The 23,841-nt window shown below is 52.3% G+C and carries 18 protein-coding genes, 7 tRNA genes and 1 pseudogene; 7 read left to right on the top strand and 19 right to left on the bottom strand.

Annotation, left to right across the window (positions count from 1 at the left end):
- Positions 1-97: 97 nt before the first annotated feature.
- The 12 genes from BM477_RS03540 to thrS form a co-directional block, all read right to left on the bottom strand.
- On the bottom strand, positions 98-2,437 hold the full coding sequence (locus tag BM477_RS03540) for a RelA/SpoT family protein (protein ID WP_075361299.1): 2,340 nt from the start codon (positions 2,435-2,437) through the stop codon (positions 98-100).
- A 47-nt stretch (positions 2,438-2,484) separates the two neighbouring features.
- Positions 2,485-3,018: an adenine phosphoribosyltransferase gene (locus BM477_RS03535; protein ID WP_075361298.1), complete on the bottom strand. Its 534-nt coding sequence runs from the start codon at positions 3,016-3,018 to the stop codon at positions 2,485-2,487.
- Positions 3,015-4,118: a protein translocase subunit SecF gene (gene secF, locus BM477_RS03530; RefSeq protein WP_075361297.1), complete on the bottom strand. Its 1,104-nt coding sequence runs from the start codon at positions 4,116-4,118 to the stop codon at positions 3,015-3,017. The genes BM477_RS03535 and secF overlap by 4 nt, the downstream gene beginning before the upstream one ends.
- Complete coding sequence (gene secD, locus BM477_RS03525) at positions 4,115-6,004, bottom strand: protein translocase subunit SecD (protein ID WP_245792858.1); 1,890 nt, start codon at positions 6,002-6,004, stop codon at positions 4,115-4,117. The genes secF and secD overlap by 4 nt, the downstream gene beginning before the upstream one ends.
- Positions 6,005-6,127: 123 nt before the next feature.
- The gene (locus tag BM477_RS03520; protein ID WP_158024348.1) at positions 6,128-6,433 is read right to left on the bottom strand and encodes a preprotein translocase subunit YajC; all 306 of its coding nucleotides are present in this window, start codon (positions 6,431-6,433) and stop codon (positions 6,128-6,130) included.
- Between the two features lie 152 nt (positions 6,434-6,585).
- A complete protein-coding gene (gene ruvB, locus BM477_RS03515; RefSeq protein ID WP_075361294.1) occupies positions 6,586-7,605 on the bottom strand; it encodes a Holliday junction branch migration DNA helicase RuvB in 1,020 nt (339 codons plus the stop codon).
- A gap of 2 nt (positions 7,606-7,607) precedes the next feature.
- Positions 7,608-8,198 carry a Holliday junction branch migration protein RuvA gene (gene ruvA, locus BM477_RS03510; RefSeq protein WP_075361293.1) on the bottom strand — a complete coding sequence of 197 codons (591 nt, stop codon included), beginning with the start codon at positions 8,196-8,198 and terminating at the stop codon, positions 7,608-7,610.
- Between the two features lie 76 nt (positions 8,199-8,274).
- A complete protein-coding gene (gene ruvC / locus BM477_RS03505) occupies positions 8,275-8,898 on the bottom strand; it encodes a crossover junction endodeoxyribonuclease RuvC (RefSeq protein WP_075361292.1) in 624 nt (207 codons plus the stop codon).
- 5 nt (positions 8,899-8,903) lie between these two features.
- A complete protein-coding gene (locus BM477_RS03500) occupies positions 8,904-9,665 on the bottom strand; it encodes a YebC/PmpR family DNA-binding transcriptional regulator (RefSeq protein ID WP_075361291.1) in 762 nt (253 codons plus the stop codon).
- 44 nt (positions 9,666-9,709) lie between these two features.
- Positions 9,710-10,213, bottom strand: coding sequence for an NUDIX domain-containing protein (locus BM477_RS03495; protein ID WP_075361290.1), 504 nt, complete (start codon positions 10,211-10,213; stop codon positions 9,710-9,712).
- A 213-nt stretch (positions 10,214-10,426) separates the two neighbouring features.
- A complete protein-coding gene (locus tag BM477_RS03490) occupies positions 10,427-10,978 on the bottom strand; it encodes an HIT family protein (protein ID WP_075361289.1) in 552 nt (183 codons plus the stop codon).
- A 3-nt stretch (positions 10,979-10,981) separates the two neighbouring features.
- Positions 10,982-12,928: a threonine--tRNA ligase gene (gene thrS / locus BM477_RS03485; protein WP_425425739.1), complete on the bottom strand. Its 1,947-nt coding sequence runs from the start codon at positions 12,926-12,928 to the stop codon at positions 10,982-10,984.
- A 249-nt stretch (positions 12,929-13,177) separates the two neighbouring features.
- Between thrS and BM477_RS03480 the strand changes: the two genes are divergently transcribed.
- The gene (locus BM477_RS03480) at positions 13,178-14,452 is read left to right on the top strand and encodes an AGE family epimerase/isomerase (protein ID WP_075361287.1); all 1,275 of its coding nucleotides are present in this window, start codon (positions 13,178-13,180) and stop codon (positions 14,450-14,452) included.
- 190 nt (positions 14,453-14,642) lie between these two features.
- Positions 14,643-15,182, top strand: coding sequence for an NADPH-dependent FMN reductase (locus BM477_RS03475; RefSeq protein WP_075361286.1), 540 nt, complete (start codon positions 14,643-14,645; stop codon positions 15,180-15,182).
- A 147-nt stretch (positions 15,183-15,329) separates the two neighbouring features.
- On the opposite strand, the gene BM477_RS03470 is transcribed toward BM477_RS03475, so the two are convergent.
- The 5 genes from BM477_RS03470 to BM477_RS03450 form a co-directional block, all read right to left on the bottom strand.
- A tRNA-Cys gene (locus BM477_RS03470) sits at positions 15,330-15,400 on the bottom strand.
- A 22-nt stretch (positions 15,401-15,422) separates the two neighbouring features.
- Positions 15,423-15,495: transfer RNA gene (locus tag BM477_RS03465), tRNA-Gly, on the bottom strand.
- A gap of 34 nt (positions 15,496-15,529) precedes the next feature.
- Positions 15,530-15,604 (bottom strand) — tRNA-Val (locus BM477_RS03460).
- Position 15,605: 1 nt separating this feature from the next.
- Positions 15,606-15,678, bottom strand: a tRNA-Gly gene (locus BM477_RS03455).
- 38 nt (positions 15,679-15,716) lie between these two features.
- Positions 15,717-15,788, bottom strand: a tRNA-Val gene (locus tag BM477_RS03450).
- 361 nt (positions 15,789-16,149) lie between these two features.
- Between BM477_RS03450 and BM477_RS03445 the strand changes: the two genes are divergently transcribed.
- The 5 genes from BM477_RS03445 to BM477_RS03425 all read left to right on the top strand — a co-directional run bounded on the left by BM477_RS03445 (position 16,150) and on the right by BM477_RS03425 (position 20,357).
- Positions 16,150-16,222 (top strand) — tRNA-Gly (locus BM477_RS03445).
- 1 nt (position 16,223) lies between these two features.
- Positions 16,224-16,298: transfer RNA gene (locus BM477_RS03440), tRNA-Val, on the top strand.
- Positions 16,299-16,365: 67 nt separating this feature from the next.
- Entirely contained in the window at positions 16,366-18,474 is a 2,109-nt protein-coding gene (glgX, locus tag BM477_RS03435) for a glycogen debranching protein GlgX (protein ID WP_075361285.1), read from the top strand.
- Between the two features lie 71 nt (positions 18,475-18,545).
- On the top strand, positions 18,546-19,130 hold the full coding sequence (locus tag BM477_RS03430) for a DUF3000 family protein (protein ID WP_075361284.1): 585 nt from the start codon (positions 18,546-18,548) through the stop codon (positions 19,128-19,130).
- 3 nt (positions 19,131-19,133) lie between these two features.
- Positions 19,134-20,357: an HRDC domain-containing protein gene (locus tag BM477_RS03425; protein WP_084543686.1), complete on the top strand. Its 1,224-nt coding sequence runs from the start codon at positions 19,134-19,136 to the stop codon at positions 20,355-20,357.
- A gap of 50 nt (positions 20,358-20,407) precedes the next feature.
- Here the strand turns inward: BM477_RS03425 and pflA are convergent, their stop codons facing one another.
- Both pflA and pflB read right to left on the bottom strand, forming a co-directional pair.
- Positions 20,408-21,304, bottom strand: a complete 897-nt coding sequence (gene pflA / locus BM477_RS03420; protein ID WP_075361283.1) for a pyruvate formate-lyase-activating protein — start codon at positions 21,302-21,304, stop codon at positions 20,408-20,410.
- Positions 21,305-21,446: 142 nt separating this feature from the next.
- A pseudogene (pflB, locus tag BM477_RS03410) lies at positions 21,447-23,819 on the bottom strand (formate C-acetyltransferase); the annotation flags it as partial.
- Positions 23,820-23,841: the final 22 nt, after the last annotated feature.

Genomic DNA, 23,841 nt, shown 5'->3' with positions numbered 1-23,841 from the left:
CTCTGAATATAGAGCTTAGGGGCGAACCAAATGGTTCGCCCCTAAAATTCGCCTAGATACACTCAAACTCAAATACTTTGAAGCACATGGCTAGTATTTACCTCTTAGGTTTCTTCTGCTTTTTCTTTCCGTTACCTTTAACGGTATTGACACGATAAACGTCGTATACGCCATCAACCTTGCGCAGGCTAGCTATCAATGCTTTCAGGTTGGCGGCCTCTGCTAGCTCAAGCGTGAACCGAGCATAGCCGATTTGGTCACTGGTGGACTTGAAAGAGCCGGACCGAATAGCCAGTTTATATTCAGAAATTACCTTTGACAGATCCACCAATAATGAGGGGCGGTCTAAGGCTTCTACCTCGATTTGTACTTCAAAACTAGCATTCGAATTGGATATCCACCGAACTCCGATAATACGTTCCGGTTCTAACTGAAGGTTTTTTGCGTTAGGGCAGTCCTTTTGATGTACAGATACCCCAGAGCCACGGGTGATAAAGCCGATGATTTCATCACCCGGTACTGGGGTGCAACACTTAGCCAGTTTAACCAGCGCATCATCGCCTTCCAAACCTGCCACCTCAACACCCGAGCTTGACTGTCGCGCCGAACGTTTTGTGGAAACTTGTGTCGGCACAATCGCTTCAGAAAGGGTCTCCTCTGTCCCGACTTCGCCGCCCTGAAGATCTACCAAACGCTTGATGACGTTAGCCGAGGAATACTTGTGCTCCCCCACTCCGGCATACAAGCCAGAAACCTCAGAGTAGCCCAGGTCGGTAGCTACAGCCAACAGGCTCTCATGTGTCAGGAGGCGTCGCAGAGGAAGATTCTGTTTCCGCATTGCGGCTGCCAGCTCGGCCTTACCTGCCTCTACAGCTTCCTCCCTGCGTTCACGAGTGAACCATTGGCGGATTTTGTTCCTTGCCCGGGCTGAAGCGACAATCTTGAGCCAGTCCTGGGATGGACCTGACTTCTCTGCCTGAGAAGTAAGCACCTCTACCTTATCGCCATTTTCGAGTTGGTAATCCAAAGACACCAATCGGCCATTTACCGTGGCGCCGACAGTCCGGTGACCCACCTCGGTGTGGACTGCATAGGCGAAGTCGATAGGTGTGGAACCTTGCGGCAGGGCAATAATGGAGCCCTTCGGGGTGAACACATAAACCTGCGTACCACTGATTTCGTACCTGAGTGAGTCGAGGAACTCTTCCGGATCTTGGGTTTCTGATTGCCAGTCCACCAACTGACGTAGCCAGCCCATCTCCTGTTCCTGTTGAGTGCCGGCTTTTGAATCTCCAGATCGCGCATTCGGGTCCTGCTTGTATTTCCAATGCGCAGCCACGCCATACTCAGCCCGACGGTGCATATCGTAGGTACGAATCTGTACCTCGATTGGCTTGCCTTCCGGGCCTAGTACTGTCGTATGTAACGACTGGTACATATTGAACTTGGGCATGGCAATATAATCTTTGAACCGTCCAGCCAAAGGATGCCACTTTGCGTGCAATGCACCCAGCACCGCATAACAATCCCGCACCGTTTCCACTAAGACACGCACTGCAACTAAATCATAGATTTCATCAAACTCGCGGCCGCGCACGATCATCTTTTGATAAATCGAATAGTGGTGTTTTGGGCGACCGGAAACAGTTCCCTTAATAGCTGAAATGCGGAGTTCCTCCTCGATGGCAACCATTACTTTGTGGAGGTACTTGTCACGGGCAGGTGCCCGCTCTTGAATGAGATTATCGATTTCTGCGTAGCGGCCCGGGTAGAGAGTCTTGAAAGAAAGTTCCTCAAGCTCATATTTGATTGTGTTCATGCCCAGCCGGTGCGCCAAAGGAGCATAAATCTCTAGGGTTTCACGCGCTTTGCGTGAAGCATTCTCCGCTGACACATACTTCCATGTCCGGGCATTGTGCAGCCGGTCCCCAAGCTTGATTACCAGCACGCGAATATCGTGGGACATTGCGACAATCATCTTGCGCACAGTTTCAGCTTGTGCAGCTTCACCGTACTTGACCTTGTCTAACTTGGTGACGCCGTCGACCAAAAGGGCAATCTCCGAACCGAAGTCCGCAGTCAGTTGGTCGAGGGTGTAATCAGTGTCCTCAACCGTGTCGTGCAGAAGGGCAGCCGCGAGCGTAGTAGAGGTCATCCCTATTTCCGCAAGGATTGTAGCGACCGCCACCGGATGTGTGATGTACGGTTCTCCAGACTTACGGGACTGCCCTCGGTGACAACGCTCAGCCACTTCATAGGCGCGTTCAATCAGGTGTATATCCGCTTTCGGATGGTGCGCCTGAACCGCCCTCACTAGGGGTTGAATTTCAGGCGCAGTAGTCTGGCGGCGGGACCCGAAACGGAATAAGGATGAACGCACCCTCGAACCTGGCACCACCGAAGATGATGCTGTCGAGTTTGAAGTGGAATCAGTCATTTTTCTATTCTAGGACTTTTCTCACGCAAATGCGCGTAAGACCCAGCTTAGAAAGAAACGAAAGCATCGACCTCATAGGCGCTGAGCTGGTCCCGGCCTTTGAGTGCAAGTAGTTCCATCAGGACACAAACAGCAGTCACTGAAGCGCCAGAACGTTCGACCAATTCTATAGCAGCTTTAGCAGTGCCGCCGGTGGCAAGGACGTCATCGATGATGAGAACCCGGTCGTTCTCCCTTACTGAATCAGGGCGAATTTCCATGCGTGCTGAACCGTACTCTAAGTCGTAGTCGACACCGATCACCGGTCCGGGGAGCTTTCCTCCCTTACGGATGGTCAGCATCCCAACACCGAGCTTGATTGCCAGAGGAGCCGCGAGGACAAACCCTCGGGACTCCAGTCCGGCGATCGCATCTACTTTGCCACGATACCGCGCTGCGAGCAAGTCAATCAGCTGGCCGAAGGCCTCCCCATCAGCTAACAGAGGAGTGATATCACGAAACAGGATCCCCTTTTCTGGGAAATCGGGAATTTCACGTAGATGGGTGGTAATCAGTTCGGCTAGTTGATCATGCGTGTTCATCGTTTGCTCCGTGGTTTACGTCGGGGTTGCGCTTTCTGGCCCTTGTGCTCGCCAGACTGCATCGGAGCCACGCGGACTGCCGCTGCCGTTGCCACATGCTCCTTGTCCTCTGTAGAACCTTCAGCCTGCAAAGCGCGACGGGCTTGTACAGCCGCATTGTGCTCAGCTCCACGCTTGGCCCTATCATGCAACCATGTCAAAGTCGGAGGCGCGATAAAAAGTGACGAGAATGCGCCAGCAATCATGCCGACGAACAAAGCCAGTGCGATATCTAGCAGTGTGCCAGCACCAAGCAACCAGGTACCAATCACCAAAATAGAAGTCACCGGCAGCAAAGCAACCACCGAGGTATTGATTGAGCGAACAAAGGTCTGGTTGACTGCAAGATTGACCAACTCGCCGAAGCTGAACCGGTACTGCGCTGTATATCCCTTGGTGAGTTCACGGACCTTATCGAATACAACAACGGTGTCGTAGAGAGAATAAGCCAGAATGGTCAAGAAGCCAATCACAGTGGCCGGGGAAACCTCAATTTGTGTGAGGGCGAAGAACCCAGCCAATACGAACATATCGTGCATCAGAGCGAACAAAGCAGCGGCAGCCATACGCCAGTTACGGAAGTAGATCGTCATCAGCAAAGACACAAACAGCAAGAAAATGCCCAAAGACATCAGTGCCTTCTGCGTAACGCCGCTACCCCATGCGGGGCCGATAAAGGTGGAGGTAACGTCTGCTTCGGAAACGCCGTAGGCCTTTGCAAGAGCTTCGTTCACACGGTAGGTATCAGAATCTCCAAGTTGCTGAGTCTGAACGCGAACAGCACTGGTACCAACTGTTGATACACGAACCCCTTGCTCGACACCGGCGCTCTTCAATGCGTCATAGGCAGGCTGCTGTTCGGTGCTAGAAACGTTGGAGACTGTGAACTCGGAGCCACCACGGAATTCGATACCGGGGTTGATACCCAAGATGGCAGTAGCGAGTCCAGCAATCAGCATCACAGAGATTGCAGCTCCCAAGAAGATCTTGCGCAGACCAATTACGTTAAGTGAGCGTTGACCTGAATGCAGGTCGCGGCCCAGTGCACTTAATGACATCATTTCACATTCTCCTTAGCTTCAGCTGCATCATCCTCAGCAATCACGGATTCCTCTTCACGCTGAGCGCGACGGGCCGCCCGACGCTCTGCAATCGTCATTCCGGATTCGTCAGCGCCTCCTACAGTCTTAACACGCCCACGGCCTGCATAAATCACTTTGCCTTCCGGAGCACCAAGAGTCTCGGCATCAAAACCGGACCAACGCTTACCCTGCCCAAAGAATGGAATCTTCAAAAGCAGCGTCATGACCGGATGGGTAAACATGAAGATGACGGCAAGGTCAATCAATGTAGTCAGCCCCAAAGTGAAGGCGAAGCCTTGGACGCCACCAACTGCCAATACATACAAGATCACAGCAGCAAGGATATTCACTGCATCCGAAATCAAGATGGTGCTCTTAGCATGTTCCCAACCTACCTCGACAGCCTGTAGGAGACTAGCGCCTTCACGCACTTCATCTCTGATGCGTTCAAAGTAAACAATGAAGGAGTCAGCAGTAATGCCGATTGAGATAATCAAACCGGTCACACCTGGGAGCGAGAGACGATACCCCATTCCCCAAGAAAGCAGGGCGACCGATAGGTAGGTCGCAAGTGCAGCAACTGTCAAGGAACCAAGTGCTACCAATGATAGGCCATGGTAGGACCAAGCTAGGTAAACAACTACTAGAATCAAGCCAATGAGACCGGCCCACAAACCCTTCTCAAGATGATCCGAGCCGAGCGTCGCCGAAATCTTTTGTTCGGACTCTACCTTGAAAGTAAGAGGCAAGGAACCGAATTGAAGCTGGTTAGCCAGCAAACGTGCACTTTGCGGATTAAAGTCACCGGTAATCTGAGCGTTACCGTTAGGAATCAGACCTTCAATCCCAGGTGCGGAAACCACACTGCCATCGAGAACGATAGCGAATCGGTTCTTGGTGGGGTTACTCTGACGGAAATCCAAGAGTCGCTTGGAAACGTCAAAGAACTTCTGCGCCCCAGCGTCATTAAATTTCAATTCGACAGCCCATTTACCTGTCAAGCCACCAGCTTGGTTCTGCTGAGGGGCAGCGACAGCCTGGGAGATTTCTGTACCTGTGATATCTACCGGAGAAAGAATGTACTTCTGTGAGCCGTCAGTTGAACAGGCTGCGACAGCCCTATCCGCAGGTTTGGCAGTCTGCTCCGCCAAACGTCGAGCGTCCGTACAGTTCAACATGTAGTAGTCGTACCAAGTCTGTTCGGTAATCCACTCATCAGAGGAGTTATTTTCCGGCTGCTTGGCAGGCTGATCTGAAAGCTGCCCGTCCTTATTGGTGTCCGCGAGTTTGGTAGCGATCTGTTCCGCGGTCAGATTAGAGAACTCTCGCGCTTGGGCAAGTTGCTCTTCACGCTGTTGCTTCTGCTCTGCGGGCTCATTCGGCTCAGGCGTATATGCCTCAATCTGCTTAACCTGAGCTTTGAAGAACTCAGGGGAGATTGCACCATCCGCGCCCGCGGAAACCTGAAGCACGGACCTGAACACCATGAAAGCTGACTTACGGACAAGGTTTAGCGTTTCTTCTGAAGGGTTACCGGGGAGCGACACGACAATGTTCTCTCCACCTTGGGAGGTAATCTCAGCTTCGCTCACGCCAGAGGCATCCACGCGCTGGCGAATAATCTCAATCGCCTGAGCAAGGTCGTCGCTGGTCACCTCTGTGCGTCCACCACTTGTGGAGGCATCATCGGTAGCTTGCGGGGTAAGGATTAACTGGGTTCCGCCCTCTAGGTCGAGAGCTAGGTTGGGGCGCAAGGATGTCTTCCCCGAAATTGAACCAACAGCCAGTGCGATAGCAGCTGCTAGGAGCATCACCATGGATGCAATTAGCGGCCGTCTCGCCTTCTTAGTACGGGTGTCTGCCACGTTTCTTCTTCTCTTAGTCGGGCGCGAGTATGCCGCGCATAGCCACGCAATGTTTAACAGGTAAGATTCTACACTAATAGTGCAGGAGCCGAGTTGTGCAAAAGGTTACGAAAACGTCCACGTTTAGGCGTCTGTATCCTCTTCCTCAACGTCGTTATAAAGTTCAGTTTCTACAAAGTCATCGAGAGCATCAACCTCTAATGAGCCGTCAAGCAAAGTAGAGCCTTCAGCAACCGGGGGTTCTTTCTGCACCACGACAGATCCTGCATCCCAAAGACTCTCATCGCCGAGAGGGGTTTCCAAGACTACTACATCACCATCAATTTCAGCTATTTTACCGTAGAAACCCGCGCGAGTCATGACCCAGTTACCAACTGCTAAGGCTTCAGTGCGTTTAGCTGCCTCACGTTCACGCTGTTTCTTTCCCATGCGACTCAAAATCAATATAACTATCACTAGCGGTAGCAAAGATACCAAGATAGGTCCAAATGACGAAAACTCTCCCATAATTCTCCTAAAGTAGAGGTCCGTCCATAAGTCTAGGGATAATAATGCAAAATTGCGAACTTTAACGCCCGCGTTTACGCTAAACCACTCAATAAATCAGCTGGCATACTAAGCCCGAGATGCTTCCAAGCACTGGCTGTAGCGATTCTCCCACGAGGAGTCCTACTCAAAAAGCCTTCCCTGACTAGATACGGTTCAGAGACAGTCTCAACGGTTTCTGGCTCCTCCCCAATAGACATCGCCAAGGTCGAGAGCCCAACGGGACCACCATTGAAACGATGGATGATTCCTTCCAGCACCATCCGATCCAATCGGTCCAAACCGTAAGGATCCACCTCGAACAGCTCCAAAGCTGCATGGGCGGAAGCCAGCGAGATTACTCCATTACCGTGCACCTGGGCATAATCACTGACCCGTCTGAGCAAGCGATTCGCGATCCTGGGTGTCCCCCGAGAACGCCGCGCTAGCTCCAATGCTGCTGCGGGCTCCAGATCTGCATCGAGAAGCCGGGCTGAGCGAACTACGATTTTCTCCAGCTCATCGTGCTCGTAATACTCCAAGTGACCCGTATAGCCGAAACGATCTCGCAATGGTGCCGGCAATAAGCCCGAACGGGTAGTTGCTCCGACCACAGTAAAAGGAGGCAAGGTCAGAGGAATCGAGGTGGCACCAGGACCTTTACCCACCACTACATCGACCCGGAAATCTTCCATCGCCAGATATAGCATTTCCTCGGCCGGTCGTGCCAGACGGTGAATTTCGTCAATAAAAAGAACATCACCCTCTTGCAAAGATGAGAGTATCGACGCTAAATCACCTGCATGTTGAATCGCCGGACCAGAAGTCAGCCTGAGGGCAGAGCCCATCTCCGAAGCAACAATCATTGCCAGCGTAGTTTTACCCAAACCTGGGGGGCCAGACAATAGAATATGATCAGCGCAAGCACCACGAAGCTTAGCGGCTTCCAATACTAGCTGGAGCTGCTTCCTCAGCTTTGGTTGCCCAACGAACTCTTCTAGTTGCTTGGGACGCAGAGCTGACTCCGCTGCACGCTCTGCGTCAGTGGCTTGAGGTTGAATAATAGATTCTGTCATGACTAGTTACGCAATGCTTTCAGTGCTTCTCTTAACAGTTCCTGCGTGGACAGATTGGGTTGCTGAACCCGTACTTCACGGACCGCTGCGTTCGCCTGGGCACCACTAAAGCCCAATCCCATTAAAGCCTCGCTCACTGTTTCATCTGCTGGGTGAATAGCCGAAGCAACTCCTAATCCTGCCCCAGGTACGGGAGCTCCAAGTTTCTCCCCAATATCCAAAACGATCCGTTGCGCACTCTTTGCCCCAATTCCCGGCACCTGCTGAAGTGCTTTATAGTTCTTATCTGCCACGATTTGCCGCAATTCATCTGCAGAATAAACAGAAAGCATGGCTAAGGCGACCTTTGGGCCAACTTTAGGGACACCGAGCAAGACTTCGAAAGCGAAACGGTCAGATAACTCGGCAAATCCGTATAGAGTCAAAGCATCCTCACGTACAACTAGATGCGTGTGCAACTCATGTTCAGAACCGACCTGTAATGTACTGAGCACAGTAGGGGTCGCATAGACAAGGTATCCGACTCCATTGATCTCCAGCACTGCGTAATTTAAGGTAACACTGTTGACTGTACCCCGCAATGATGCAATCATAGCTCCTCCTCAAATTAGCTTAACTATCGACATTATACATCGAACATGTGTACGACTGAGTGAAGGCTGCCGCGTGTCATCGCCGTCTCGGATCCACGGCCCCTGTCCGGCGAGTCGCCGCTTGGGCTTGAGCCCACTGCTGTTGCGCAGGAGTTAGTTTCTTTCGAGAGGAAACTTTGCCAGAAAGGGAAACCGAAAAATCCTCATCAGCGCCCGAACCCATAATTCCATTGCCCCGCCAAGCGTGGCAGATTGCCACAGCTAAAGCATCAGCAGCATCCGCCGGCTTCGGAGGTTTATTGAGACGCAGGATTCGGGCAACCATAGCTTGTACTTGCGCTTTACCAGCCACGCCACTTCCGGTTACAGCTGCTTTTACCTCCGAGGGAGTATGCACAGCCATCGGTAAGGAGGCCCTACCAACACACGTCATAGCGGCACCCATCACCATCATGGTGGTTGTCACCGACTGCAAGTTATCCTGGACGAACACCCGCTCGATAGCCACCACATCAGGGTCGTAGTCGGTGAGTGCCTGATCTAGGCCGTCTGCAATCTTGCGCAGACGAAAATGAGTTGCCAAGCTTGCATCAGAACGAATTACTCCTACATGCACGAGCCGGGCCTGACGCGAGCTGTCTACATCAATTACCCCAATGCCACAGCGGGTCAGACCCGGATCAATACCAAGTACTCGCACTTAACTCAGTCTTCGGCTTCCAGTTCAGCAAGAACTTCGTCAGAGACCGAAAGGTTAGTGAAGACATTTTGCACGTCGTCAGAATCCTCTAGCGCGTCAATCAACTTAGTAACTTTGCGCATGCCATCCGCATCCAAATCCACCTTGGTTGCGGGAAGCCACTGAACTTCCGCTGATTCGTAGTCAATGCCGGCTTCCTGCAGCGCCTGACGAACCTGAACTACGTCAGTGGCTTCAGAAATGATTTCGAAGAACTCGCCCTCGTCCTCAATCTCGTTAGCACCAGCCTCAAGCACAACTTCGAAAAGCTGATCCTCATCAAGGCCTCCCTCGTGCTTAACCTGAACCACGCCGAAACGTGAGAAAAGGTATGCCACTGAGCCGGGATCAGCCAGTGAACCATTGTTACGAGTAAAAGCGACGCGCACATCAGAGGCAGCCCGGTTACGGTTATCGGTCAAACACTCCACCAGGAAAGCCACGCCATTAGGCCCGTAGCCTTCATACATGATGGTTTCCCAGTTGGCCCCGCCAGCTTCTGCGCCGGAGCCACGCTTTACCGCGCGGTCAATGTTGTCAGCAGGAACCGAGTTCTTCTTAGCCTTCTGAATCGCATCATACAGCGTCGGGTTACCCGCAGGATCTCCACCACCGGTGCGTGCAGCAACTTCAATATTCTTAATCAGGCGGGCGAATAGCTTGCCGCGTTTCGCGTCAATAGCCGCTTTCTTATGCTTCGTGGTAGCCCATTTAGAGTGTCCCGACATAAATACTTCTCCTCAAACTAACGAGATTAATCACCAGTATTCTATCAACATCCCGCGGCAGGCGTAAATGTAGAAGCGGTGCGCCCAGATTCTTTAAGATATGCCACTAGATCAGGCAAACAGGGTGGGAAGACCTCTCCCCCGCCGCTACAAAAGGTTTGTAACTGAGGCAGGCTCAGCGTAACTATCCCCAAGGTTGAAGAACGCTCCGATTCGCTCCAACCATGATTACTGAACTGGACGGCTTCGGGTATCCGGACCCAATAATAGGTTTCTGTGACCGCATAGGGAGCCTCAGCAAAATCCCGCCACGCCTCTCTCTGATAAACCGGACCGAAAAGCTCATCAGTAGTTATTTGTAATCCCAGTTCTTCTTTAATCTCACGAATCCCCGCTTGCGTGGTGGATTCACCCGGCTCAACATTTCCTCCGATAGTATATAGCCACGGGCGACGGGCAGAATCGTTAACGTCAAAGCCTTTCAACAAAACAATCTGGTCACCTTGCAAAACGACGACTCTGGTGCTGGTTTTCCTCAAGTTATTCACTGTCTTCACTTTCGTCAGTCTGCCGGCACAGGCACAGATTCTATTCCGCGAGGTTCTCCCCGTCATATTGCGCTATTGACTTTGGGCCGAGGATGAATCGGCGCTAAGAGAACTGTAATCGCATGAGCAATCTAAACCACTGAACTAGATTCCAGCCGATGCGCGCCTCGGAAGGCAATCAGTGGTATCGAATTTCCCCCGCTCAGGTCAGCTTCAGAATTTGTGCCACGCTTGCGTCAACTCTAAACGCTGTGTTTCCAACAACTGCGGGACAGCCTTCGTCTGGGCAATGAGAGGGAAGAAATTGGCGTCACCACTCCACCTCGGCACAATGTGCTGATGCAAGTGGCCGGCAATTCCGGCGCCCGCCACTTCTCCTTGATTCATTCCCAAATTCAGACCATGGCAGTTTGTTACGCCTTTCACTACCCGCATGGCTTGCGCCGTTACCTCACCAAACTCGACTCGTTCAGCAGCGGTGAGATCCGTAAAGAAAGGGATATGACGATAAGGGAGGACGAGGATGTGCCCGGAGTTATAAGGAAACAGATTCATGACCACGAAAACCAACTCCCCGCGGTACACGATTAGTCCGCTTTCGTCGTCAAGAGTCTGGGCACGACAAAACGGACACTGGCTAACGCTCTGGTCGTCAGGTTTCGCTTCCCCGTGAATATAAGCCATCCGATGTGGAGTCCACAGACGCTGAAAAGCATCTGGCGCACCGGGTAGCAGATACCCGTCCTCTACCTCATAGTCAGTCATGTCTTAGGCGTAATCCTCATTTGAGTGGCTGGCAATGTGCTGAACAATGCGTTCAACAGCTTCATCAACCGGCACCTGATTATCCTGCGCGCCGCTGCGATAGCGGAAGGAAACTGCTCCAGCATCCTTGTCATCTCCACCAGCAATCAAGGTGAAAGGTACTTTGTCCTTGCTGGCGTTGCGAATCTTCTTACCGAAACGATCATCGGAGAGATCGACCTCAACGCGGACACCACGAGCACGAAGTTTATCCGCAATTTCATGACAGTAGTCGTCGAAGGCCTCAGCGACGGGGATAAGGCGAACCTGCTCAGGGGCCAGCCAGGCCGGGAAAGCGCCCGCGTAGTGCTCAACCAAAATGCCAAAGAAGCGCTCGAAGGAACCAAACTTTGCAGCGTGAATCATAATCGGCTGCTGATGTGAACCGTCAGGACCCGTGTAGTGCAGGCCGAAACGCTCGGGCTGGTTGAAGTCATACTGGATGGTGGAGAGCTGCCAGGTACGGCCAATCGCGTCACGCGCTTGGATTGAAATCTTCGGACCGTAGAAGGCTGCACCACCGGGATCGAGGACAGTTTCGATGCCGGCGTCCGCTGCGCATTTGCGTAGAACTTCAGTAGCGGCCTCCCACTGTTCATCAGTACCGATGAACTTGTCCTTCTTCTTCCCGTCCTCATCGCGGGTGGATAGCTCTAGGTAGAACTCATTCAAGCCAAAATCGCGAAGCAAGGAAAGAATGAAGTTCAACAGGTGGTTGATTTCATCGGCAGCCTGTTCAGGCATGCAGTATGAATGTGAATCATCCTGGGTAATCATCCGCACCCGGGTGAGTCCCTGGAGTACGCCAGACTTTTCGTTCCGGTACACGGTACCGAACTCAAAAAGGCGCAATGGTAGCTCACGGTAACTACGACCACGCGACTTAAAAATCAAGTTGTGCATGGGGCAGTTCATGGCCTTCATGTAATATTTTTGCCCCTCATCGTCCATCGGAGGGAACATGCCATCAGCGTAGTATGGCAAGTGTCCAGAGGTGTGGAACAGATCTTCACGCGAGATATGCGGAGTGGAAACATAGAGGAAGCCGCTCTTGATATGAGCTTCCCGGACATAGTCTTCCATCACTCGCCGCACGATTCCGCCCTTCGGGTGGAACACTGGTAGACCTGCACCTAACTCTTCAGGGAAGGAGAAGAGGTCCAGCTCTGCGCCCAGCTTACGGTGGTCACGACGAGCTGCTTCAGCCATCCGGTCCTGATAAGCCTTCAAGTCATCTTTCGAAGCCCAAGCAGTGCCGTAAATGCGCTGCAACTGGTCGTTATCTTGATCGCCCTTCCAATAGGCTGCAGAGAACTTAGTCAAAGCGAAACCATTACCAATCAGCTTGGTACTAGGCAGGTGCGGGCCGCGACACAAATCCGTCCAAACCCGGGTACCGTCACGTCGAATATTGTCGTACATGGTTAGTTCTGCACCGCCGACCTCGACGGAGGCACCCTCGGCCCCGCCACCTTTGGTGGTAACTAGCTCTAGCTTATAGGGTTGCTGGGCAAGCTCCACCCGTGCCTCATCTTCAGAGATGACACGGCGCTCGAAGCGCTGTCCTTCCTTGACAATGCGTTTCATCCGCTTCTCAATCTCTTTCAGCAGCTCAGGAGTCACCGAATCGATATTGCCAAAGTCATAGTAGAAACCGTCCTCAATGAACGGTCCGATACCCAGATTCACGTCGGGGAAAATGTCTTGAACTGCCTGAGCCATAACGTGCGTGCAGGAGTGACGCAAGATATTCAATCCATCTGGGGAGGTAATGAGGATTGGCTCGACCTCTTGTCCGGGAGTTAATTCTGTTGACAAGTCACGTAGTTCTCCATCAATCCGTAGAGCAACTACTTCTTTCCGTTCGGCGAATAAATCAGTGCCCGTACCTGATTCAGATACCGTCACCATAGCCTCACGATTTTCGTCAACCATTTGTACACTCCTTAAAGGATGAAAGATGTCTTTGTTAAAAGTTTACAGCTTAGTGGTGAAACCGGCTTTAAGAAGCGCCCCGGCATCTCAGCTGAGTTTGTAAATCACAGCATAATCTACTCCCCTTGTGGCATCCTTGGAACTAAGCAACTCCCGTGAGCAGAGATTTCGATGACAAGTCAGTCTTCTCGGCGGGGTCTTTCACTATTGAATGAAGAGGAAAATATGACAGCGTCAGCAGATTTTTACCTTCTCCTAGACGGTATGGCGTTTGAGCGTGATTCGATTATCGAGGTAGCGAAAGGGTCACGTGTCGAAACCGGTTTTGGACGGCTTAATCGCGATGGCAAGCTAGCTCCCGATTCAAAGGTGGAGCTGTGGATTACTGCCCGGATGACCTACGTGTTCTGTTTGGCTTCCGAACTGGGAATTGAGGGGGCAACTGAGCTCGCCCAGCATGGAATTTCGTGTCTTCGTAAGTACCAGCATGACCCGGTTTATGGGGGCTACTTTGGCGTGATTGAGCCGGTTCCTGGCAATGGTGACGAGGGCGTCCCGACCAGCGACGGCGCGAGGAAGGAGTCATACGCCCATGCATTCGTAATCTTGGCCGCCTCTGCCGGTGTCTGTGCGGGCATTCCGCAGTCACAAGAACTGCTTGACGACGCTTTAGATATCAGTGAAAAAATCTGGTGGGAGTCGCAACATCAGCGTGTCCAGGAGTCATTTGACCGCGCTTTTAGCGAATCGGAGCCCTATCGTGGAGTTAACGCAAATATGCACACCACCGAGGGGTTCTTGGCCGCTTACGACGCAACGGGCAGTCGGATTTGGCTTGACCGCGCGGTTGCGATTTTGGACTGGACATTGAATGTTCAAGCGCGAGAACATGACTGGTTCATCCCTGAGCATTTCTCCTCAGACTGGGCGGAACTGCCAGACTACAATCGTGATCAGCCAGCTCATCCTTTCCGACCCTGGGGATACACTATTGGGCATTCCTTTGAATGGGCACGTTTATGCCTCCATGCGCGCGGCGCTTTGCTAGAACGAGGAGAAGAGACTCCCAGGTGGATGCTAGCAGCGCCGCTTGCGATTCTTCAACAGGCAACTAAATACGGATGGAGTGTAGATGGCCAGCTCGGATTCGTTTACACCATTGGGGAGAATCTTAAACCCATCGTGCGAGAGCGGATGCACTGGGTAGCCTGCGAGGCTATAGGGGCGCTAGCCGTCACAATCAAAACTCTAACGGAGGAAGGCGAACAATATAAGGAAGAGATTGCATTGCTTCGCAAATATTATGTGAGCTGGTGGAAGTATGCCCGCGATAATTTTATCGCCGGTCCCGGACTGTGGTGGCATGAGTTAACAGCCAACAATCAGCCGGGAATACAAACCTGGCCGGACAAACCGGATGCTTATCACGTTGTCCAGGCATTACTACTACCAGAGCTACCGGTTAGCCCGAACTTTGCGAAAGCACTGGCTCACCGATAGACGCTGTATTTCAACTACTTTGAGGTGTGCAGAGCCGTCCCTTTTCGCATTCTCGGGACTTTCTCTAGCGAAATGTGGGAAGGATAACTCTAAATAATCACGCGAATAGTTGCGCACGCAACTATGGTCCTTTATGCTTGGAGAGCGCACCAAACAGTGGTGCACTGTCTAGTAGAAAACAGGTATAAACATGAAGATTGGCGTTATCACCGGAACCACCCGTCCGGGAAATGTTGGCAGCTTCGTCGGCAAGTGGGTTGCCGAAACCCTCGCAGATCGCACCGATGTCACCATCGTGCCTGTTGCGGTTGCCGATTTTGATTTGGATCTCCTCAATGAACCTACCCACCCCGGTGCTGCAAACGGTAACTACGAGAACCCCAAGACCCAGAAGTGGGCCGCTGAGATTGCTCAGCTAGATGGCTTCTTGTTTATTACCCCTGAGTACAATGCCGCACCCCCGGCCGCTTTCAAGAACGCTTTCGACCTGCTCTTCGCCGAGTGGACCGAGAAGCCTGTCGGCTTTGTGGGCTACTCCTACCACGGCGCTGAAAATGCAATCAAGCACTGGCGTGATATCGTCGCAATCGTCAAGATGAAGGCTGTTGACTCCCAGGTGATGTTGAACCTTGGTACTGAAACCGTCGTTGACGGTAAGTTCCAGGCCGCTGAAGGTCAGGCGGAGAACCTGAACAAGCTGCTTGATGAGGTCATCTCTCAGCTTTCCTAGTCTGCAATAACACCAATAAAATGCCGCTCTAAGAATATCTTAGAGCGGCATTTTAGATATAAAAACAGGTTCGATGGGAACAAGTAAACCGGAGAGGAAAACTAAGATTGAGCACTTCGGCAAATCAATCAACGGGCGAGCAAACGGAGGTGGGTACGGGATTCGAACCCGTGTATACGGCTTTGCAGGCCGCTGCCTCGCCTCTCGGCCAACCCACCGGAAGGACATATATCGTCCCAGAGCGGATGACGGGACTCGAACCCGCGACCCTCACCTTGGCAAGGTGATGCTCTACCAACTGAGCCACATCCGCATGGTTACTTACAGATAGAAAACCCACCTATAAGTGGTGGGCGATACTGGGATCGAACCAGTGACCTCTTCCGTGTCAGGGAAGCGCGCTACCGCTGCGCTAATCGCCCGAGCGGATGACGGGACTCGAACCCGCGACCCTCACCTTGGCAAGGTGATGCTCTACCAACTGAGCCACATCCGCGTAGTACTAGATTATCGACAATCACGACTTACTAGCCGTGGGCGATACTGGGATCGAACCAGTGACCTCTTCCGTGTGAAGGAAGCGCGCTACCCCTGCGCCAATCGCCCTAGCAGATTGAAAGTTTAGACTGCTGAAGCAATCAACGCAACTTTACGGGCGGTGAGGAGACACACACAAGGCGCGAAACTTACACTCTTTCGCAGAGACTTTAGGACTAACCCCACCCACCAAAACCCTATCGGCCTGCGCTATTTCGCGAATCTACAAGCGAAGCGCAAGAGGAGACATACTTGGTTATCCTTTGTAGCACAACAGATGGTTTAAAGGACCAAATTACGGGCTGTGAAGACACGCCGTTTCAAACTTGCCTTAACAGAAACTACTTGCTAAAGTTCTACCTTGTTGCGTAAGACAAAAGCACTCGGTGCTGGACATTTTGAGTACCGAGATAGCACTTATACGACTACTGCGGATGTGGCTCAGTTGGTAGAGCATCACCTTGCCAAGGTGAGGGTCGCGGGTTCGAGTCCCGTCATCCGCTCGGGCGATTAGCGCAGCGGTAGCGCGCTTCCCTGACACGGAAGAGGTCACTGGTTCGATCCCAGTATCGCCCACCAATATTTTCATTAGTAATCATTTTTCGTTAGTCCGGCTGTTTTTACTGAATAGTTATATACTCAGCTTATGGAAAAATGGCCAGGAAAATCCTATCCTCTAGGTGCTACCTACGACGGTTCAGGAACGAACTTCGCACTCTACTCTTCCGTCGCAGAGAAAGTTGAACTCTGTCTCCTGGATGAGGATCTCAATGAGACCCGTTATGAACTCACTGAAGTCGATGCCTCTGTCTGGCATGGTTACTTTCCTACAGTTGGTCCCGGCCAGCTCTACGGATACCGCGTCTATGGCCCCTATGATCCAGCGCAGGGACACCGCTGTGACTCAACTAAGTTGCTGCTAGACCCATACGCTAAGTCTATCAGCGGACAGGCACAATCGGATGAGTCGCTTTACTCCTACTCATTTAGGGATAACACCCAAATGAATGGACTAGATTCTAAAGACTTCACCATGCATTCGGTGGTGGTAAACCCCTTCTTTGATTGGGGTCATGACCGGCCACCAGGGCATCCTTATCATGAGAGCATCATTTACGAAGCTCACGTGCGGGGCCTAACCATGACAAACCCTGACATCCCCGAACCATTACGCGGAACCTATGCCGGGATTGCCCATCCTTCCACCATTGACTACCTGAAAAAACTGGGAATCACTGCTATAGAACTGATGCCTTGCCATCAGTTCGTGAATGATCATCACCTCACTGAAAAAGGGCTGTCCAACTACTGGGGATACAACACTATTGGTTTCTTCGCACCCCAGAACACTTATTGCTCAGATCCCACCCCTGGCTCTGAGGTAACTGAGTTCAAATCCATGGTGAGAGCGCTTCATGATGCCGATATTGAAGTGATTATGGATGTGGTATACAACCACACTGCTGAAGGAAACCACCTCGGCCCCACGCTTTCTTTCCGCGGCATCGACAATGCGGCCTACTATCGCCTAGTGGACGATGACAAGGCCCACTACTTCGACACCACGGGTACCGGGAACTCACTATTAATGCGTTCTCCTGCCGTACTCCAGTTGATTATGGATTCCTTGCGCTATTGGGCTCAGGAAATGCATGTGGACGGTTTCCGCTTTGATTTGGCCTCCACCTTGGCCCGCCAGTTCCATGAAGTCGATAAGCTCTCCGCTTTCTTTGATTTGATCCATCAAGATCCCGTGGTTTCTCAGGTCAAGCTCATCGCTGAGCCTTGGGATATCGGCGACGGCGGATACCAGGTGGGCGGATTTCCGCCGCTTTGGACCGAATGGAACGGAAAATACCGTGACACGGTTCGCGATTTCTGGCGTGGAGAGTTTTCCACGCTAGCTGAATTCGCTTCTCGTTTCACTGGGTCAGCAGATTTGTATGAAACCAGTGGGAGATTCCCGGTGGCGTCCATTAACTTCGTCACCGCTCATGACGGGTTCACCATGCATGATTTAGTTTCCTACAATGAGAAGCATAATGAGGCTAACGGAGAGAACAACGCCGATGGGGAGTCCCATAACCGCTCCTGGAACTGCGGCCTAGAGGGCCCCACAGATGATATCGCGATTTTACAGCTGCGGGCGCGACAGCACCGTAACTTCCTCACTACTTTGATGCTCTCACAGGGCGTCCCCATGCTCTTGCATGGCGATGAGTACGGACGCACTCAAAACGGAAATAATAACGTCTACTGCCAGGATAATCCGCTTTCTTGGATGAACTGGGAGCGTGATGAGTACCAGATTGCCTTGGAGGACTTTACGGCCCGTCTAATTCAGTTGCGTAAGGACCATCCGGTATTCCGACGGCGCTCCTTCTTCAAGGGAGTGGCCTCTCGGGGTGGAGAATCCGACTGGCGTGAGATTGAGTGGTTTAACCCGAATGGCCACCATATGACCGAGGAAGAGTGGAGTCAAGACTACGCCAGAGCCCTCACCATCTTCCTGAATGGACATGCCATCGGCGAACCCGACCGCTACGGACGCCCAATCGACGATGACAGTTTCCTCGTGGTGACTAATGCTTCCGGAGAAGAAATCTCCTTTGTGCTTCCTGAACGTTCAATTTCGGATTCTTGGATCACTGTGCTTAACACGGGTGACGACTTCGACGAGACGGTTTACCAAGAGGGGGAAAGCCTAACCGTGCCTGGCAAAACCACTCTGGTTCTGCGTGAGCTACGGGAGTAGTCTCCAGAGTATCGACATCTCTCTCGGCGCGGCAAACAAGTTTTTAGACTGTAAACACATAACCTAATTTTGTGCGAAATGAACATACGTCTGCCCCCTCCGAGTTCCTAGCGGCGCTCCACAGCCTTCGGGACGCATATACGCCTGCCGGAGTGAGCCTGACAGAGGTTCCTGCCCCTCGCGGAATAGCTCCATATTCGGCTGCACTCTCTTTGAAGGTCGAGACTGGCGAGCTGGACCATCCAGCTCATGGAAGATTCGTGATTTTTTACGACCCTGAAGGGCACTCGAGTTGGGGCGGAAAGTTCCGCATTGTGATGATGATGCAAACCCGCACAGATTTGACCATGGCTGCTGATCCACTGATTAAACAGGTTGCCTGGCAGTGGTTTCATGAGGCGTTAGACCAAGCAGGTGCCGGCGCGAAAAAGACTACTGGCACGGTGACGGTTGAGACCTCGGAATCCTTTGGTTCGATTCGCCGTGGCGAAGAGATTTCCTACCTGGAAATCCGTGCTTCTTGGACTCCACAGACCCTTGATTTGTCTGCCCATCTGGAGGCTTGGGCTCGTCTGGCTTTAATCTGTTCCGGGCAGGAATCGGGATTGGCAGAGGTTCCGGTCATTTCGTTAGTCCCCCATACCGCAAAGGCATAACCCGTGTCCGCTGAGACTGAAGAACCTATGGTCAAGACTATTCCTCAAGGTGGCGTCCCGGACCCCGTTGACACTGAGGAAGCTTTTAGTGAAATGATCTCTGCCCTAGAGGCCGACCCTGGCCCAGTCGCGGTAGACGCGGAGCGCTCGTCCGGTTTCCGCTATGGGCAACCGACCGTACTGGTGCAGTTCAAAACCGCTTCCGGAAGAATATTCTTGGTCGACACGCTTGCGATTAGCGACCTCTCCCCTGCTCAGGCCGCGCTTTCGAATCGGATTTGGATTTTGCATGATGCAGATCAAGACTTGCGCGGAATCGCAGAACTGGGTCTGCAAGCAGATCTGCTTTTTGATACCGAGGTGGCAGCGAGGCTATGTGGAATGCGCCGATTTGGATTGGCTGCAGTATGTGAGCAGCTACTCGGAGTGACTTTAGAGAAAGAGCACCAGGCCGCGGATTGGTCTGTCCGTCCGATTCCACGCGATTGGCTTCGTTATGCGGCCTTAGACGTTGACCTTTTGCATCCGCTGTACGAAATCTTGTCCAGCAAATTAAAGGAACTAGGGCGCCTAGAATGGGCTGAGCAGAACTTCGCCGCGATTATGGAGCTTGCCCCCCGCCAGAAAAAGCCAGATCAGTGGCGTAAAGGCGCAGCCGGCAAGTTGACCACGCCCCGCCAGTTCGCGACGCTGCGTGAACTCTGGTTGACGCGGGAAGAAATCGCTGAGGAGATCGACATGTCCCCTTCGCGCCTGCTCAATACTAGCGCTATGATTTCTGTCGCCGCGCATCCGCCGCGCACCCGCCGCGAGTTGAACAAGAATTCAGCTTTCCGGTCACCGCGAGCAAGACAGTTCGAGGACGAATGGATGGATGCCTTGGACCGTGCCAAGTGGATGGACGAGGATGATTTGCCACCGGTTCGTAGATCAACTGATCCAAGCTATTTCCCCTGCTACGCGACTTCTTCCTACTTAAGGCATCGCTCTTCGAGCATTAGTGAGGTACTCAAGGAACGGGTACATAAGTTAGCTAAGAAGCTGGATTTAGAGCCCATGCTGATTGCCCCAACTGCCATCACTAAACATCTTGGTTGGTTGCTGGCGGATTTCGAGTGCGCCGATGACGACGTCGCCAATGTCGAAGCAGAACTCGAAGAACTGGGGTGTAGGCAGTGGCAGATTGATTTAATCGAGCCACTTACCCATAATATTCCTCGCCGCTAATACCGCTAGTCGTGCTCCTTAAGGCCTTCCTGCCTCCTGTGAGCGGCGAATTAGTAGGTTTCGCACCCATGAGCACGGAAGACTTCCCGTACCGCCTCGGTGGCTTCTTTCGAGGGAGGTTCAACATCTGCCAGCTGATATTCAAGATTGAGGTTAGACCACTTGTCCCTAGCCATCTGGTGGAAGGGCAAGACTTCAACCCTAGCAACATTAGACCACTTAGCCACCTGGCTAGCTACCGCCTCCACGTTTTCCGGCCCGTCTGTCAGGCCCGGGACTAACACGAAGCGAATCCAGACTTTCTTCCCTGCTGCCGCAAGCCTGTCACCGAAATCAATCGTAGGCTGCAAATCACGGCCTGTAGTACGCCGATATATGTCAGGAAGTCCAGACTTTAGATCCAGTAATACCAGGTCAAGATTGGACATCATTTCATCTGTCAGGTTACGGCCGAGGAATCCGGAAGTGTCGATGCACGTGTGTACACCTAGATCTTTTGCGCCGCGTAGTAACCATGCAACAAAGTTGGGTTGCATGAGAGGCTCCCCGCCAGAAATCGTGATGCCACCGCCAGACGAATTAAAGATCGGCACATAGCGCGCAATCTTTCGAAGTAGATCCTCAGCACGCACCGGTTGACCGTCGCGCATTTTGAAAGTGTCAGGGTTGTGGCAGTAGAGGCAACGGAGCGGACAACCCGCGAGAAAGATAGTCATCCGGGTACCTGGTCCATCCACAGCCGTGACCAGTTCCCACGAATGCATGGAGCCGATTTCACCGCGTTGTACAGCTTCCAAGTGCTCTCGTCGATCCATTAAGGGCGCAGCTGCAACGCCGGCAGTACCCGCACCTTGTAGTCGCGGTACTTCGTAATCGAGAGGAGCCGGTCGGTACTCTCCGGTAGAGCCGTCTGCGTATCTGGTAGCATCAAATCTCTCATCTACCATCGTGCTGCCCTCCTCTATTGTGCACAGTTTCTGCTTTCTATTTTAGTCCAAAACTGTTGGGACTAAGAGAATCTGGGCTCGAAGCGGAATGCTTCGAGCCCAGATTATAAATCACTTAGATTTCAGCATCTCACATGTCACCGTGGAAGGTACGGGAGATAACATCCATCTGCTGCTCACGGGTGAGGCGGACAAAGTTAACTGCGTAACCAGACACGCGAATGGTGAGCTGCGGGTACTTCTCCGGGTGCTCCATTGCATCATAGAGGGTGTCACGGTTCAAAACGTTGATGTTTGCGTGGTACAGACCCTTAACACCACCATTTGCATCACGCGATGCCTTCATGCTTGCGAGACGCTCTTCGAATGTTTTTTCTGCCATGATATGACTCCTTGTGTTTTGTGTAATTTTCGATCACGCCTGAGGGATAAATCCCGCATCCATGATTCCGACTAGGTTCTTTACTTGTTCATCTAGGGTACGACCCAAGCCGGACGGGGTGATGGTGTTGGTCAGTGAAATACCGTCCAACGCATCATCGTAATCCAGCTTACCAACAGACATCATTGATGCCAGCATGCCGTGCGTATCCATGCCGTTTTCCGGGTTCGCACCGGGAGCGAAGGGCGTGCCAGCCTTGTGACCGGACGGGAACGAACCGGTGGCTTTGCCGTAAACGACATTCGAGGTAATCGTGAGTACCGACTGGGTCGGAATAGCGTCACGGTACATCGGGATAGCCTTAATCTTCGCCATAATCGTGTGAACCACGGTAGCAGCAATATCATCTGCACGATCATCGTCGTTTCCGTAGACCGGGAAATCACCCTCGGTCTTGTAGTCCACGATTAATCCAGTTTCGTCACGAACCGGGTAAACCTTGGCGTACTTAATGGCAGATAGCGAATCAGCCACAATCGACAAACCGGCAATACCGCAACCCATGGTGCGAACTACGTCAGAGTCGTGCAGAGCCATTTCCATTGCCTCGTAGGCGTACCGGTCATGGCAGTAGTGGATGATATTCAAAGCTTCAACATAGGTGCCAACTACCCAGTCCAGCATCTTCTCATAGCGCTCCCAAACCTCATCGAAGTCTAGCGGACCGTCGCCCTGAATGGGCTCGTGATCGGGCACCACAAGCTTGCCGGACATTTCGTCGCGGCCACCGTTCATCGCGTAAAGCAGTGCCTTAGCGGAGTTTACTCGCGCGCCAAAGAACTGCATTTGCTTACCAACCCGCATCGGGGAAACGCAGCATGCAATAGCGGCGTCATCGCCCCAGTGTTCACGAATCTGGTCGTCAGCTTCGTACTGCAAGGAAGAGGTAGTGATTGAAACCAAAGCACAGAAGTCCTTGTAGCCTTGGGGTAGGTTCTTGTTCCAGAACAGCGTAATGTTCGGCTCAGGAGCCGGCCCCAGGTTGTTCAAAGTCTGCAATAGACGGAACGAAGTCTTAGTCACCAAGGTACGACCATCTTCACCCATGCCACCGTCTGACCAAGTGGCCCAGTACGGATCGCCGGAGAAGATTGCATCATAGTCGATCGTACGAAGGAAGCGAACGATACGAAGCTTAATGACTAGCGCATCGATAATCTCTTGCGCGTCACTTTCCGTAATCAGACCAGCCTTCAAGTCACGCTGGAAATAGATATCGAAGAATCCGGAGAGACGACCGAAGGACATCGCGGCGCCATCTTGGCTCTTGACCGAAGCAAGGTAACCAAAGTAGGTCCACTGGACGGCCTCCTGTGCGGTCTTCGCAGGACCGGAGATGTCGAAGCCGTAGCCAGCAGCCATGTTCTTCAACTTCTTAAGAGCCTTAATCTGCTCGGCATGCTCCTCGCGGTAGCGTGCCCAGTGCTCGCTAAACGGCTTGTCAGCAACCAGGTCCTTGTCAGCCATCTTTTCAGCAATCAGGCGGTCAACACCGTACAGAGCAACGCGACGGTAATCACCAATAATACGTCCACGACCGTAGGCGTCAGGAAGACCGGTAATAATGTGTGATGAGCGGGCCGCACGAATACGCGGGGTGTAGATATCGAAGACCGCGTCATTGTGGGTTTTGCGGTACTTGGTGAAGATGTCCTTAACGGCCTGATTAGGTTCCTTACCGGCCTCGCGGATGGCGGTTTCAACCATACGCCAACCACCGTTAGGCATCATCGCACGCTTGAGCGGCACGTCGGTCTGTAAACCAACAATGACGTCGTCGTCATCAGAGATGTAGCCAGGGCCAAAAGCGTCAACATCAGCGGGAGTGTCCGTATCCACATCGTAGACACGCTTCTCACGTTCCACTGACAAGTAATCCTTGCTTAGGGTATCCCAGATTCTCAACGTCTTTTCAGTCGGGCCAGAAAGGAATGAGGCATCCCCTTCGTAGGGCTCGTAGTTACGCTGAATGAAATCGCGAACATCAATTTCATCGTTCCACGATCCAGTTACAAAACCCTCCCATGCTTCTTCATGAGTGGCAGCAGTAGCTGTCGTATCAGTCGTTCCCATCTTCAACTCCTATGTATAGTTA

It is taken from the genome of Boudabousia marimammalium, assembly GCF_001936115.1.
Taxonomy (GTDB): Bacteria; Actinomycetota; Actinomycetes; order Actinomycetales; family Actinomycetaceae; genus Boudabousia; species Boudabousia marimammalium.
This window is presented reverse-complemented; position numbering and strand designations above follow the sequence as displayed.